This window comes from Chelativorans alearensis, from assembly GCF_010993735.1.
GTDB lineage: Bacteria > Pseudomonadota > Alphaproteobacteria > Rhizobiales > Rhizobiaceae > Chelativorans > Chelativorans alearense.
Window position 1 is genome coordinate 22,308 of sequence record NZ_WQNI01000016.1, and the last position, 14,554, is coordinate 36,861.

At 65.4% G+C, this 14,554-nt stretch carries 14 protein-coding genes; 9 read left to right on the plus strand and 5 right to left on the minus strand.

The window, feature by feature from the left end; genetic code table 11:
* Positions 1–185 precede the first annotated feature (185 nt).
* Positions 186–1,250 (plus strand): phosphoribosylformylglycinamidine cyclo-ligase, encoded by a 1,065-nt coding sequence (gene purM / locus GPJ75_RS22245; RefSeq protein WP_163271467.1) that lies wholly within the window; start codon positions 186–188, stop codon positions 1,248–1,250.
* Positions 1,247–1,954 (plus strand): phosphoribosylglycinamide formyltransferase, encoded by a 708-nt coding sequence (gene purN, locus GPJ75_RS22250; RefSeq protein ID WP_163271469.1) that lies wholly within the window; start codon positions 1,247–1,249, stop codon positions 1,952–1,954. The genes purM and purN overlap by 4 nt, the downstream gene beginning before the upstream one ends.
* Positions 1,955–1,989: 35 nt before the next feature.
* Here purN and GPJ75_RS22255 read toward each other — a convergent pair whose 3' ends face one another.
* Complete coding sequence (locus GPJ75_RS22255; protein ID WP_163271471.1) at positions 1,990–2,253, minus strand: hypothetical protein; 264 nt, start codon at positions 2,251–2,253, stop codon at positions 1,990–1,992.
* 194 nt (positions 2,254–2,447) lie between these two features.
* On the opposite strand from GPJ75_RS22255, the gene GPJ75_RS22260 reads away from it, so the two are divergent.
* Positions 2,448–3,518 (plus strand): LacI family DNA-binding transcriptional regulator, encoded by a 1,071-nt coding sequence (locus tag GPJ75_RS22260; protein ID WP_163271473.1) that lies wholly within the window; start codon positions 2,448–2,450, stop codon positions 3,516–3,518.
* 59 nt (positions 3,519–3,577) lie between these two features.
* Here the strand turns inward: GPJ75_RS22260 and GPJ75_RS22265 are convergent, their stop codons facing one another.
* Positions 3,578–5,683: a molybdopterin-containing oxidoreductase family protein gene (locus GPJ75_RS22265; protein ID WP_163271475.1), complete on the minus strand. Its 2,106-nt coding sequence runs from the start codon at positions 5,681–5,683 to the stop codon at positions 3,578–3,580.
* Positions 5,684–6,615: 932 nt separating this feature from the next.
* Positions 6,616–7,074, minus strand: a complete 459-nt coding sequence (locus tag GPJ75_RS22270; protein ID WP_163271477.1) for an Lrp/AsnC family transcriptional regulator — start codon at positions 7,072–7,074, stop codon at positions 6,616–6,618.
* Between the two features lie 90 nt (positions 7,075–7,164).
* On the opposite strand from GPJ75_RS22270, the gene GPJ75_RS22275 reads away from it, so the two are divergent.
* The 4 genes from GPJ75_RS22275 (at position 7,165) to GPJ75_RS22290 (ending at position 9,900) form a co-directional block, all read left to right on the plus strand.
* On the plus strand, positions 7,165–8,130 hold the full coding sequence (locus GPJ75_RS22275) for a threonine ammonia-lyase (RefSeq protein WP_163271479.1): 966 nt from the start codon (positions 7,165–7,167) through the stop codon (positions 8,128–8,130).
* Positions 8,131–8,272: 142 nt separating this feature from the next.
* A complete protein-coding gene (locus tag GPJ75_RS22280; protein ID WP_163271481.1) occupies positions 8,273–8,503 on the plus strand; it encodes a hypothetical protein in 231 nt (76 codons plus the stop codon).
* Between the two features lie 199 nt (positions 8,504–8,702).
* Positions 8,703–9,140 (plus strand): hypothetical protein, encoded by a 438-nt coding sequence (locus GPJ75_RS22285; RefSeq protein ID WP_163271483.1) that lies wholly within the window; start codon positions 8,703–8,705, stop codon positions 9,138–9,140.
* Between the two features lie 88 nt (positions 9,141–9,228).
* The gene (locus GPJ75_RS22290; RefSeq protein WP_163271485.1) at positions 9,229–9,900 is read left to right on the plus strand and encodes a ribonuclease T2 family protein; all 672 of its coding nucleotides are present in this window, start codon (positions 9,229–9,231) and stop codon (positions 9,898–9,900) included.
* An 85-nt stretch (positions 9,901–9,985) separates the two neighbouring features.
* Here GPJ75_RS22290 and GPJ75_RS22295 read toward each other — a convergent pair whose 3' ends face one another.
* Both GPJ75_RS22295 and GPJ75_RS22300 read right to left on the minus strand, forming a co-directional pair.
* A complete protein-coding gene (locus GPJ75_RS22295) occupies positions 9,986–10,654 on the minus strand; it encodes an outer membrane protein (protein WP_163271487.1) in 669 nt (222 codons plus the stop codon).
* A 274-nt stretch (positions 10,655–10,928) separates the two neighbouring features.
* Positions 10,929–11,591, minus strand: a complete 663-nt coding sequence (locus GPJ75_RS22300) for an outer membrane protein (protein ID WP_163271489.1) — start codon at positions 11,589–11,591, stop codon at positions 10,929–10,931.
* Positions 11,592–11,831: 240 nt separating this feature from the next.
* Between GPJ75_RS22300 and GPJ75_RS22305 the strand changes: the two genes are divergently transcribed.
* Together GPJ75_RS22305 and uvrC are read left to right on the plus strand one after the other, a co-directional pair.
* Positions 11,832–12,596, plus strand: coding sequence for an SDR family oxidoreductase (locus tag GPJ75_RS22305; protein WP_163271491.1), 765 nt, complete (start codon positions 11,832–11,834; stop codon positions 12,594–12,596).
* A gap of 23 nt (positions 12,597–12,619) precedes the next feature.
* A complete protein-coding gene (gene uvrC / locus GPJ75_RS22310; protein ID WP_246249219.1) occupies positions 12,620–14,554 on the plus strand; it encodes an excinuclease ABC subunit UvrC in 1,935 nt (644 codons plus the stop codon).

Here is a 14,554-nt window from a genome sequence, read left to right on the forward strand (position 1 = left end):
CGTCCCGCCGTTCCTCGCGCCTTTCGCGGCATAGATGGCCGGCCGTTCCCGCCGCTTCAAGAGAAAAGAATTGATCCACAGGCAGGTACGCGGGGTATATCTTGCCTGTGCGCCGAACGCCACGCTTCTTGCGGTCGCATGCTGCTTCGTGCCAATAGCCGGGAGAAGTGCCAATGGGGCAATCGATGAGCGACAGGAAGAATGGATTGAGCTACGCCGATGCCGGAGTGGACATCGACGCCGGCAACGCCCTCGTGGAAAGGATCAAGCCGCTGGTGCGCTCCACGCGCCGGGCGGGCGCGGACGGCGAGATCGGCGGCTTCGGCGGCCTGTTCGATCTCAAGGCGGCCGGCTTCTCCGACCCGGTCCTGGTGGCCGCGAATGACGGTGTGGGCACCAAGCTGAAGGTCGCCATCGAGGCGGACAAGCACGATACCGTGGGTATCGATCTCGTCGCCATGTGCGTCAACGATCTCGTCGTGCAGGGCGCGGAGCCGCTTTTCTTCCTCGACTATTTCGCCACCGGCAAGCTCGATCCGGCCCAGGGGGAAGCGATCGTCTCCGGCATTGCCGAGGGGTGCCGCCGCGCAGGCTGCGCGCTGATCGGTGGTGAGACGGCGGAGATGCCGGGCATGTACCGGGACGGCGACTACGACCTTGCCGGCTTTGCCGTGGGCGCTGCCGAGCGCGGCCGGCTTCTGCCGACAGACGACATCGTGGAGGGCGACGTCATCCTCGGCATCGCCTCCTCCGGGCTGCACTCCAACGGCTTCTCGTTGGTGCGCAAGATTGTCGCGCAAAGCGGCCTTTCCTGGGATGCTCCCGCTCCCTTCGACACAGATCGGACGCTCGCCGAAGCCCTTCTGGAGCCGACACGCATCTATGTGAAGCCACTGCTTGAGGCGATCTCCGATACGCACGGCATCAAGGCGCTGGCGCACATCACCGGCGGCGGCTTTCCCGAAAACCTGCCGCGCGTCCTGCCGGAGGTCTACGCGGCGGAAATCGACCTTTCCGCCATCGAGGTGCCGCCGGTTTTCTCGTGGCTGTCGGGCGAAGGCAGGGTGCAGGCGGAGGAGATGCTGCGCACCTTCAATTGCGGTATCGGCATGATTGCCGTCGTGGCGGCGGGCCAGGCCGCGCAGGTGGCCGCAGTTCTGCAGCAGGCGGGCGAGCATGTGGAAACGCTCGGCAGCGTCGTGGCGCGGCGCGAGCGAGGCGTGATCTACCGCAGAGAGCTCGACCTATGACGAAGAAGAAGACGGCGATCCTCATTTCCGGCCGCGGCACCAATATGAGCGCCCTCATCCGCGCCTCCGCCGAGAGCGACTATCCGGCCGAGATCACCGGCGTCGTCAGCGACCAGGCGGACGCGCCGGGGTTGGCCGCCGCCGAGGCTGCCGGCATCCGCGCGGTGGCGGTGCCGCGCACGGAGCACGCCGACAAGGCCGCGCACGAGGCTGCACTGGACGAGGCGCTCGCCGCCCAGGGAGCGGAGATCGTCTGCCTGGCCGGCTTCATGCGGCTTTTGAGCCCCGATCTCGTCGCTCGCTGGCAAGGCAGGATGATCAACATCCATCCCTCGCTCCTGCCGCTCTTCAAAGGATTGTCGAGCCACGCTAAGGCGCTGCAGGCGGGCATGCGCGTCCACGGCTGCACGGTGCACTTCGTCACCGCGGAGACGGATGACGGCCCGATCATCGCCCAGGCAGCGGTGCCGGTGCTTCCCGACGATACGGAAGAGCGGCTTGCCGAGCGTGTCCTGAAGGCGGAGCACCGGCTCTATCCCCTCGCCCTGGCGCTGGTCGCCTCCGGCAAGGCGCGCATGGAAGGCGGCAAGACGGTGTTCTCCGCAGCGGGGGACATCGGCTGGGGCGGACGCGCCAGCCTGCTGGTGCCCTCCTCGGTGGAAGAAGCGGTGAACCTTGAGGACCTGGCGCGGCGCACGCCCTAGGCGGCTTTCATGGTACGGCGAAGCCGGCCGCCATCTCAAATGCGCGCCTTCCTCGGCAGATGGCTCAGGAAGCCGGCGGGGTCGACCTCGTCCCAGCTGCCGTCCAGCGCCTCGTAAATCCGCTCCGGATCGAAGCCCATGTCGCTGATGAGGCGTGGGTCCAGACGAGAGATTGCGACCATCGCCCGGCGCTCCCGGCGATGGAGCCGCATGGCGCGCCAGCCCACCAGCAGCGTGCCGAGAAAATCGTACCTGACGCGTTCCTGGCGGAATTTTTCGGAGATAGCTGTCGTGGACATTTTGCACGCTCCTTCCCAGGCGATTGCACTCCTTCCAGTGCAACCACATACATTGGACCGGTTCAAACCTTGGCTAAGCTGGCTCTTGGACCGGTTCAAATAATATACGCTCCGAAACGCTCGTCAAGCAAAATTTGAACCGGTTCAAGATCTATGCTAAATCAAGAGCTTAGAAACCGGCTGAAAGAGGAAGCATGGCGAAGATCGATTTCGCAAAGGCCCCCACGCTGCACGACGTGGCCAAGGCGGCGGGCGTTTCCAAGGGTACGGCCTCCAACGTCTTCAACAGGCCCGACATCGTGCGCGAGGAAGTTCGCGAGCGGGTTCTAGAAGCAGCAAAATCGATCGGCTATCGCGGCCCGGACCCGAAGGGGCGGATGCTCAGCGCCGGCAAGGTGAACGCCATCGGGGTCGCCACGGTGGAGCCCCTCGCCTACTTCTTCGCAGATCCGTACGCGCGCGTCCTGATGGCGGGCATCACCGAGGCCTGCGACGCCAACGGCACCGGCATTTCGCTGGTCTCGGCGGCGAACGAGGAAGAGCTTGCCTGGAACGTGCACAGCGCGCTTGTCGACGGCTTCATCCTTTTCTGCCTCAAGGGCGCGGACCGGCTGATCGCGCTGTCGCGCGAGCGGCAACTGCCCTTCGTGGCGCTGGATTTCGGCACCAAGGACGATGCCATGTCGGTGGTCAGCATCGACAACATCGAGGGCGCAAGCCGCGCCGCCCGCCATCTGGCCGAACTCGGCCACCGCCGCTTTGCCGTTCTCTCCATGGAGTTCATCGAGGGCAGCTACGGCAGGGCGACGATGGAGCGGGTGAACGCCGCAAGCTATTCGACCTCGCGCGACCGCGTGAGGGGCTATTTCGAAGCGCTGGAGGCGTTCGGCATCGACACGGGCAATGTGCCGATCTTCGAGACGTTGTGCGACAGGGAGACCGTCCACTCGGCGCTGGAGGAGATCTTTGCCTCGCCCTCCCCGCCGACGGCGATCCTCGCGCAATCGGACAGGATCGCATTCTTGGCGCTCGACTGGTTCAAGGCGAAGGGGATCTCCGTGCCTGCCGACGTCTCCATCGTCGGCTTCGACGGCGTGCCGGAAAGCGCCACCTCCACCCCTCCCCTTACGACGATCCGGCAGCCGATTGCCGAAATCGGCCGCCGGGCCGTGCGGGCGATCCTGGACCATGCCGGCGAGACCTGGCGGGAGAAGATCGACACGGAGCTCGTCGTCCGCGGGTCGACGGCGCCGCCGCGGGATTAGAGCAATTCCAGGAAAAGTGGAAGCCGGTTTTCCGTCCGGAATTGTGACAAAACAATGAGTTAGGGAGCCGCCCTCACCCACACCTTGGTGTCGTGAAACGCAGCGCCGCCGTGCGGTGCGATGGCGTCGGCTCCCGTCAGCACGTTGATGCCCTCGCCGCGCTCGTGGGCACCGTTGGGCCAGATGCCTTCGGCGATGACGATGCCGCGGCGCATGCCGTCGAAGAGCTTTGCGTGCAGCACCACCTCGCCACGCTCGTTTCCCACCTCGACGCGGTCGCCCGCGGCGATGCCTAGCCCCGCCGCATCGTCGGGATGCAGCATCAGCTCCGGCCGTCCCTCGCGCTTTTTCGAGCCGGGCGTCTCGGTGAAGCTCGAATTCAGGAAGGTGCGGGCCGGCGAGGTGGCGAGCCGGAAGGGATGCGCAGCATCCGCCGCCTCGATGAAGTCCACATGGTCGGGAAATTCGGGCAGGCGCGCGTAAGGGCCCTGGATACCGATCGATGCCGGCGGGCGCGTCGGTCCGGGCGTGCCTGCCCAATCCGGACGGAAGCGGAACTTGCCGCCCTGGTGGGCGAAGCCGCCGATGAAGTGCGCCGTGTCGAAATCCGGCTGCACATCGGCCCAGCGGTCGTGGCGGAAGCTGTCGAAGGTGCCGAGGCCGCGCCGGCCGAGCATCCAGTCCAGATGCTCGCGCGCCGAAAGGCCGAAGCCCGGCTTGTCCGCGACACCCAGGCGTTTGGCGAGCTCCTCGATGACGAAGAGGTTCGGCCGCGCCTCGCCCGGCGGGTCGATGAGCTTGGGGCCGAGCAGGATGTGCTGATGGCCGCCGCCGCGATAGATGTCGTCATGCTCCAGGAACATGGTGGCCGGCAGCACGACATCGGCGAGCATGGCCGTATCGGTCATGAACTGCTCGTGCACGCACACGAAGAGGTCGTCGCGCAGGAAACCCCGCTTCACGAGCCGCTGCTCGGGCGCCACATTGGCCGGGTTGGTGTTCTGGATCAGCATGGCGGTCACGGGCGGGCCGCCGTGGAGCGCCGCCTTCTCGCCGGTGAGAACGCGGCCGATCTGCGACTGGTCGAGCGCGCGCACGGAAGGATCGCGCAGGGCGTGCCCCTCGATAAGCGACTTGTCGAGGCCGAAGATCGACGAGTTGGAGTGGAAAGCGCCGCCGCCCTCGTATTTCCAGCAGCCGGTGACGGCGGCAATGGAAAGCGCCGCATGCATGTTGACGGCGCCGTTGCGGTTGCGCGTGAAGCCGTAGCCGAGGCGGAAGTAAGTGCGCCTGGTCTCACCCACGAGCCTGGCGAAAACCTCGATCTCGGCCGCCGGCACGCCTGTGATGGCTTCTGCCCATTCGGGCGTGCGGGTGGAAAGATGCGCTTCGAGCCCCTTCGGGTCGTCCGTGTACCGTTCCAGATATGCCCGGTCGGCGAGATTGTCGCGGAAGAGCACGTGCATGACCGCGCAGGCGAGCGCGCCGTCGGTGCCCGGATTGACGACAAGGCCAAGATCGGCCTGCTTCATGGTGGCGTTGTCGTAGACGTCGATGACGACGATCTTCGCCCCGCGTTCCTTGCGCGCCCGGATGGCGTGGGTCATCACGTTGACCTGGGTGGCGACCGCGTTGGTGCCCCAGATGACGACGCAATCGGCCTTGGCCATCTCGCGCGGGTCCGGCCCGCGCAGGTCTCCGGTGCCCATGACGTAGCCGGCCCAGGCGGGGTTTGTGCAGATGGTGCCGAAGAAATCGGAATAGCGCTTGGCGTGGCGCAGGCGATGAATCGAATCGCGCTGCACGAGGCCCATGGTGCCGGCATACTGATAGGGCCAGACAGTCTGGCTGCCGAACCTTTCCTCGGCCTTCAGGAATTCCTCGGCCACGCGGTCGAGCGCGGCGTCCCAGCTCGCCTCGCGCCACGCCCCCTCCCCCTTGGCCCCGGTGCGCACCAGCGGCTTCAAGAGGCGGTCCGGATGATGCACGCGCTCGGCATAGCGCGCCACCTTGGCGCAGATGACGCCGGCGGTGTAGCTGTTGTCCTTGGCGCCGTGCACGCGCTTGACGCGCCCATCGACGATCTCGATATCGAGCGCGCAGGTGGAGGGGCAGTCGTGCGGGCAGGCCGAATGGCCGATGTGGATGTTCGCGTGTGTGTTCATGGGTCGAGACTAGCCGTTTTACGCGCCGGCGCGTAGACCCAGTTCGGCCAAAAATGTTTGCGCCAACCATTCATGCCGTTGATGCCCCTCCCCGCGGGCGCGCGTCATCCTCGCCACGCCCGCTTTCGCGTCTGGCTATTGGGTAAGTGGGAAGCGGGGCGCGTCTTCGGCACCGCACAAGGCGCTCGGAAGCGCCTCAAATAAGGCGCGTCCAACGCGCCCCGCCGGCCGCTGTCCCGACGTCGACCGGTCAAGAGGGTTCCTTTCGCCCTTTCGGGCACCCAGGACGGTCACACGCAGTGAAGCGACCTGAGCCATGGAACCCCCGCGGCTTCTCCGCGCCCTGCACCACCCGCCTTGCGACGGACGTTGCAGGGCTCCGGCCTGCTGCGGGCCCTCATCATGCCTCCGGGTTCCGATCCCGAAGGGGGAGGCTGCCGCCGCCCTCCCGAACACCCGGTGCGCATCCGGTTCCCGCGAGAGCGATGGGGAGGATTGTAAGGGGGCTGGAGGGAGGGGGGATAAAAAGGGCGAAAAAAGTTTGAGAAATTTTGCGATTGTGAATGGGATCAATGGGTTGGCGGATTCCGGCCATTGGATTTTATCCCCGTTTGGAGATTGGCGCCGTTTCCCCCTCACCGACCCCGCTTCGCGGGCCCACCTCTCCCCCACTGTGTGGGGGAGAGGAATCGCCGGCCGCGATGACTGGCGCCACTCCTCTCCCCTGCTTTGCGGGGGAGAGGTGGGCCCGCGAAGCGGGGTCGGTGAGGGGGTAACCGGCGCCTGCTTGACCGAAGGCGCGGCGCCGGCGGTGAAAATTTAACGCTTGGTCGCCGTGATAAAGGGCCTGGCTGGGTGGAGAGCGGAAACCTACCGCGGACGCGCGGAATAGCCGCTTGGCGGACTTTTGCAGTCGTTCGACGAGCCGCCTGTTAATCGAGCGACAACGTCATACCCCTCTTCACCGTTTTGAGCGCGATGAGGCTCTTGTACTTTCGAATGAACGACTGCTGCTCTGCCATCAGCCGGTCAATGAAAGCGTTGTATTCCTCGAGGTCCCGTACGGCGACCAGAAGAACGAAATCCATGTCACCGGTGACATACCAGCAGGACTGCACCTCCGGCGCGCGGTCCACCCATCGATGAAACGTCTCCAGCGTGTGTCGATGCTCGTTCTGGATCTCGAGTTCAACAAGGATGGATTGGGTACGGTCCACGGCTTTCGGGCTGACCACCGCCACAATCTTCTCTATCAGGCCGCTGCGCTTCAGCTTGCCGATGCGGCGCTCGACTGCCGAGGGAGATAAGCCGACCGCATCGGCGATTGCCTTGGCAGGAAGGTCGGCATCTTCTTGCAGGGTTGCCAGTATGGTCCGGTCTATCTCGTCCAATGCGCCCTCCTGGGAAAAACCTCGGATAATCCGCGAGCAATAGAGCCCTTGCGCGGTTTCTCCGCGTCTCTACACGATTATCATTCCGGCATGACGACACAAGCACCTTTGTCTTGCACGAATATCGAAGAGGCCCGCAGCCGGATCGACCCGGTGTTCCTGAACAGCGGGACCTTGTCCTTTGCCGAATCGGGCCTCGATCTGATCGTCAAGGATGAGACCAAAAATCCGATCCGCAGCTTCAAAGGCCGCGGGACGGGCTGGTTCCTCGCCAATCTCGACGATGACAAAGCCCCTCTTGTCACGGCCTCGGCCGGGAACTTCGGTCAGGGACTTGCCTACAACGCCGCGCGGGAGGGAAGACCGCTGGCGGTCTTCGCCAGTGTGCATGCCAACCCGTTGAAGATCGAGGCCATGCGCCGGCTTGGGGCAAAGGTCGTCCTCGACGGAAAGGACTTCGATGCGGCAAAGGAGAGCGCCAAGCTCCATGCTGCCAAACACGATCTCATGTTCGTGGAAGACGGCGCGAGCGCCAGCATCGCCGAGGGCGCAGGCACAATCGCAACGGAGCTTACGGAAAGCAGTCCGGTTATCGATGCCATATTCGTGCCTCTCGGCAACGGCGCACTGGCAGCAGGCATCGGGTGCTGGTTCAAGTCGCGATCACCGCGGACGAAGGTGGTCGCAGTCGCGGCCCGCGGAGCCCCCTGCATGGCGCTGTCATGGAAGGCGCGCAAGGCAACCTCAACACCGGAGGCCCGCACCATCGCCGACGGGATCGCCGTGAGAACGCCTGTGCCGGCAGCGGTTTGCTGGCTTCAGGACGCGATTGACGATGTCGTGCTGGTCGATGATGACCAGATCCTCGCGGCGATGCGCTTTGCCCATGAAAACTGGGGACAGATCGTCGAGCCGGCGGGAGCGGCGGGCCTCGCCGGAATTCTCGCCGGGCGAACGGAACTCCGGACGTGCCGCGTTGCGACCGTGCTCTGCGGGGCCAATTTGACATCCGAGCAGATCAGCAACTGGCTGCCTGCCGCGACGAGCGAGATATGAAATGCCGCTTGGCCACCGACTGGGTGGTCCGGCCTCAGACACCCCCGGCCTGCCGTGCACGGTGAGACAGGGCTCGGCATCGCCGGCCGTTTGTGCTGCCGAAACGCGGCGGCATGAAGCCAGGAAATCGATGGAGCACACGATGGATATTTCCTTGTTGGTTGCAGCGCATCTGTCGGCGGGCAACCAACCGACATTTGACCCTGAAGAATTCGATCTGGCTATGCGCAAAGCCGACGAGCGGCGTGAACGGTGGTTGGAGCGACTGGCCTGGATCAAGCTAGCGATGGCAATGCTGCGCCGCGATCCGGAGCCTTCAACCAAACCGGACATGACCATGCGGATGAACCAGAACATCCGGCCTGCGGTATGAGTGTTGAGCGCCAGGCTTGGCCAGCGGCCGCCTCGATGGCGCTTCAACAAGCGCGCATCGGAACACCTCGCTCGCTGTGAGGACGAGACAAACGAGGGCGCGCGGGCTACAACCTACACGGCGGCATCTTGACCGCCGTGCGCGGGTGGCGGAAACTGCGGCCGGCGCTCACAGAGTCACCATCGGGAGAGATTCGCTCATGGCACGCCTACCGGCCCTTTTCGCAGGCCTTGCCGCTTTCATGGCGGCGGCCATGCCGCTGCTTCCGGCGCAAGCTGCCGACGCTATCGGCATCTACGCCGCGGACGACCCCATCTGCGCGCATCAGAGCGTGCGCGGAGCCATCGTGAACCGCTTCCGCTATCAGGTGATGCATGTGCCGAATCTACCCGATGTCGGCATCGTCGATTTCTATGGCGCGCGGGGGACACGCTATGAGCCGGCAACGGCGAGCAGCCCCATCGAGCGGCGCTACTGCGCGGCGACCGTGCGGCTGACCGACGGGCAGGACAGGCCGATCTGGTATCTGATCGAATACGGCCAGGGCTTTGCCGGCCTCGGCGACAATGTGGAATTCTGCGTCTCCGGCTTCGACCGCTGGAACGTGTACAACGCCGAATGCAGCGTGCTGCGCTAGCGCCGCGGTTGCCTTTCCCGTTGCGCCCCTTCGCGCCCCCCTCTGGCCTGAGCTTGCCGAAGGGGCGCCGACATTTCTCGCAACTGAAATGCTAGGCAGACGCTTTCTCCGCCGGGCAATCACGGCCGCCCTTCTCGCCATCGCGCCCTTCCCCACCTTTTCCGGCGAGCGGGGTGCCGAGCCCGGCGTTTTCGACTTCTACGTCCTGTCGCTTTCCTGGTCGCCCAGCTACTGCGCGGCGGAGGGTGCGGAGGCGAACGAGCGGCAATGCGGCAGTGGGCGGCCCTATGCCTTCGTCGTGCACGGGCTGTGGCCGCAGTACGAGCGCGGCTATCCCGAGTTCTGCCGCGGCCGCCAGCCCGGCCGGGTGCCGGACCGGCTGGTGCGGGACCATCTCGACATCGTGCCGTCAGTGGGGCTGATCGGCCATCAATGGCGCAAGCACGGCTCCTGCTCCGGCCTTGGACATGCCGACTATTTCGCGCTCACGCGCGCGGCGCGCGAACGGGTTTCCGTGCCGGCGGAATTTTCGCGACTCGCGGCGCCGCGCATGGTGGCGCCGGATGCGGTGGAGGAGCTGTTCATCGCCGCCAATCCGGGGATGGAGCCGGAGGGCATCGCGGCCACCTGCGACAGGCGGTATCTGCGCGAGGTGCGCATCTGCATGACGCGGGACCTGCGGTTCCGCGCCTGCCGGGAGGTGGACCGCAAGGCGTGCCGGCTGGACAGGGCGCTTATGCCGCCGGCGCGGGGTGGATAAAAAAAGCCGGGCACGAGGCCCGGCTTTCGTGTCGGCGGTCAAGCCAACGCGTTCTCTTGTCGCAATTCCGGGGCCCGGAATTGCTCTAGAACTGCATACCGATACCGACAAGGACCTTGTGGCTGTTGGCGTCGACATCGTAGCTGGCGCCGCCGACGTCAAAGGTCTCGCTGCCCAGATCCGTGTAGCGGTACTCGAGCCGCCCGAAGGCCTGCTCGGTCAGCTTCACGTCGGCACCGGCACCGGCCGTCCAGCCCCACAGGGTCTGCTTGTCGGAGGAGGCGCCGTCGGACAGTTCGTGACGGCCACCGGCACCGCCGGCAGTGGCGTAGAGCAGGATGTTATCCGTGGCCGCGACGCCGAGGCGGGCACGCAGCGTGCCGTCGACACCGCCTTCCGTATCGAGACCGGCATCGCTACCGTCCATGCCGTTGTAGCCGATGTCACCCTCGACACCGTATACGAAGGTGCCGGACTGCCAGTTCCAGCCGGCAAAGACGTTACCGACGAAGCCGTCGGTGTCGATGTCGGTGGTCACGCCGCCAAGCTCGGCTTCCGTGCTGCCGCCGAAGCCGTAGCCTGCGGCGACACCCGCATAGGGGCCGGCCCAGGTGGCCACTGGCGCCACTTCCATGGGCGCGGCGGGCGGTGCCGGAGGCTGCTCCAGAACCGCGTCAGCGGCAAAGGCCGGGATGGCCGCCGCAGCAAACAGGCCGGCCGCAGCCGTGCCTAGCATCAAACTCTTGACTCTCATCGTGTGAACTCCTTGCCACATCTGCAGTTCGGGGAGGCGGTGTCTGCCGGGAAGTCGGCAAAAACGCCCCGATGTGCCCCAACCGCCTGCCTACACATCCATTTCGTGCGGCCTGCGGTTCCGCCTATGGCGAGGGAAAAAGACGCCAAAGATGGCCGCATGATGGCTTTCGGCGAGGACAGGCTCTTGCGGGTCTTTCGCTGTTGCTGAAAGGACACACAAACGGAACGAGCCCGGCCTCAGGCCGGGCTCGATCGTCCGATCCGCGCTGGAACTAGAAGGAGATGCCGAAGCCGACCAGCATCTTATGCTGCCTGGTGGTGTTGGTGACGGGGATTCCGCCGATATCGAACTTCTCCTTCCCGAAGTCGGTATAGCGGTATTCCAGCTTCGCGAAAGTGCGCTTGGTGAGCTTCACATCGGCACCGGCGCCGGCGGTCCAACCCAGCATGACCTTGGTATCGGAGTTGCCCGCACCATCGTCGTAGCTTCTCGGCTGGACAGCTCCTCCCGCCGTGCCGTAGAGCAGGACGTTGTCGGTGACGGCATAGCCGATGCGCGGGCGCACGGAGGCGGTGTCGAGGGCCCACTTCTTCTTCCCGTTCCGCACGTTCTCGCTTTGCCTGCCAATGCCGACGTCGCCCTCAACGCCGTAGACGAAGTTGCCGGACTGCCAGTTCCAGCCGGCGAAGACGCCGCCGATGAGGCCCTTTTCGTCGTGCTTTCCGGACGCGTTGCCGCTGGTCACTTTCGAATCGCCGGAGAAGGCGTAGCCCACGGTGGCACCGGCATACCCGCCGTTCCAGCCCGACGGCGCGGACACGGCGGGCGGCGCCGGAATGTCGGCCGGGGGCAGGATAACCGCATCCGCAGCATTGGCCGCATTAGCAAAGGCGAGGAGTGCTGCGCATGGAAGCAGCGTACGTACGATCTTCATAAAATCACCCATCGATCAAAGTATTAGTGAAAACTGTCAAACTTCACCAAAAACAGCTCACACGGCGAAGCATAGTGCGATAACGGCTGTGAATGCGGCGGAAGTTCGGCCTTTTGTTATTTGTAAAAACTGTATCATCCCTCGCCATCCACCCTTCCGCTGCCGCGGCAAGGCTGTCTGGAAGGTGCTATAAATACGCGGCGCTACACCATATATAAGCCGCGGAGAACGGGTGAACGGATGCGGCAGACGGATAAGTGCGCCCTCGTGACAGGCGGGGCGAAAAGGATCGGCAGGGCCATCGCGCTCGATCTGGCGGCACACGGCTTCAGGGTCGCGATCCATTGCGCCATGTCCCGCGAGGAAGCCGACCAGTTGGCGGCGGCGATCATAGCCGAGGGCGGCCAGGCGTGCGTGCTGCAGGCAGACCTTGCCGACACGAAGCAGGCCGAGATGCTGGTGGACGAGGCGACGGTGGCGCTGGGATCGGTCGGGCTCGTGGTCAACAATGCCTCCGTCTTCGAGGAGGATTCGGTGACCGACTTCACCGAAGAGGTCTGGGACCGGCACTTCGCCATCCACGTGAAGGCGCCAGCGGTCATCGCCAAGAGCTTCGCGCAGGCACTGCCGCAGGGGGAGGAAGGCTTGATCGTCAACATGATCGACCAGCGCGTCTGGAAGCCGACGCCGCGCTTCTTCAGCTACACGCTGTCGAAATCGGCGCTGTGGACGGCCACGCGCACCATGGCGCAGGCGCTGGCCCCGCGCATCCGCGTCAACGCCATCGGCCCGGGCCCGGCACTGCCCAACGAGCGCCAGGACGAAGAGGATTTCCGGCGCCAGACCAAGGCGCTCATCCTAGAGCGGGGGCCGGAATTGCCGGAATTCGGCGCCACGATCCGCTATCTGTGGGAAACGCCGTCGGTGACGGGACAGATGATCGCGCTCGACGGCGGACAGCATCTGGCCTGGCAAACGCCGGATGTCGCCGGAGTGACCGAATGAGCACATCCGATCTTTCCCCGGAGATGAGCCCCCTGCCCGGCAAGACCGTCGAATGGGACAGCGCGGGTGCCGACAGTGCCGCCGTCGGTGCTGAGGTGATCCAGGCGGTCGTCAAGCGCCTGCCCAACGCGCCGGGCGTCTACCGCATGATGAACGCGGCGGGCGACGTGCTCTACGTCGGCAAGGCGCGCAGCCTGAAGAAACGGGTGACGAACTACGCTCAAGGGCGCGGCCACACGAACCGCATCACGCGCATGATTCGCGAGACGGCGTCGATGGAGTTCGTCGTCACGCGCACCGAGACGGAGGCGCTTCTTCTTGAGGCCAACCTCATCAAGCGCCTGCGCCCGCGCTTCAACGTTCTCCTGCGCGACGACAAGTCGTTTCCCTATATCCTCTTGACCGGCGACCACCCTGCCCCGGGCATCTTCAAGCATCGCGGCGCGCGCTCCAAGAAGGGCGATTATTTCGGCCCCTTCGCCTCGGCCGGCGCGGTGGGGCGGACCATCAACTCGCTGCAGCGGGCTTTCCTCATCCGCACCTGCACGGATTCGGTCTTCGAAAGCCGCACGCGGCCTTGCCTCCTCTACCAGATCAAACGCTGCTCCGGCCCGTGCACGGGCGAGATCAGCGAAGAGGACTATGCGGCGCTGGTGGCGGAGACGAAGGCGTTTCTTTCCGGCCGCTCCAGCAAGGTGAAGGCGGATATCGCCACGGCCATGCAGGAGGCCTCCGAGGCGCTGGACTTCGAGCGGGCGGCGGTCTACCGCGACCGGCTTTCCGCGCTCAGCCACGTGCAAAGCCACCAGGGCATCAACCCGCAAGGCATCGAGGAGGCCGACGTTTTCGCCATCCACCAGGAAGGCGGGCAGAACTGCATCCAGGTCTTCTTCTTCCGGACAGGGCAGAACTGGGGCAACCGCGCCTATTTTCCAAAGGCCGACCCCGCGCTCGGGCCCGGCGAGGTGCTCGGCTCCTTCCTCGCCCAGTTCTACGACGACAAGCCCTGCCCGCGCGCCATCCTCCTGTCGCACACGGTCGAAGACCAGGCGCTCCTGGCCGAGGCGCTGTCGACGCGGGCGGGACGCAAGGTCTCCGTCTCGGTGCCGCAGCGCGGCGAGAAGAAGGACCTTGCCGGGCATGCCCTGCGCAACGCGCGCGAGGCGCTGGGGCGCAGGCTCGCCGAAACCTCGTCGCAGACGCGGCTTCTGGAGGGATTTGCCGAGACCTTCGGGCTGGAGGCCGCGCCGCGGCGCATCGAGGTCTACGACAACTCGCACATCATGGGCGCCAACGCCGTCGGCGCGATGGTCGTGGCGGGCGCCGAAGGCTTCGTGAAGAACCAGTACCGCAAGTTCAACATCCGCTCGACCGAGATCACGCCCGGCGACGACTTCGGCATGATGCGGGAGGTGATGCAGCGGCGCTTCTCCCGGCTTATCAGCGAACAGGGCCTGCCGGGAAACGGCGCCGACGGCGGGGCGGAGGCGGACACCTTCCCCGCCTGGCCGGACGTCATCCTGATCGACGGCGGCAAGGGACAGATGTCGTCCGTGCGGCAGATCCTCGACGATCTCGGCATCGCCGACCTCGTCACGGCGATCGGCATTGCCAAGGGGCCGGACCGGGACGCCGGGCGCGAGCGATTCTTCATGGAAGGAAAGCAGCCCTTCTCGCTGCCGGTGCGCGATCCCGTTCTCTATTTCGTGCAGCGGCTGCGCGACGAGGCGCACCGCTTCGCCATCGGCTCGCACCGGGCGCGGCGCAAGAAGGAGATGGTGAGGAACCCGCTCGACGAGATCGCCGGCATCGGACCGGGGCGCAAACGGACGCTTCTGCACCATTTCGGCACGGCGAAGGCAGTCAGTCGGGCGGGCGTCGAGGACCTGATGGAGGTCGACGGCATCTCCGAATCCATCGCCCGGCTGATCTACAACCACTTCCACGAGGGCAGATAG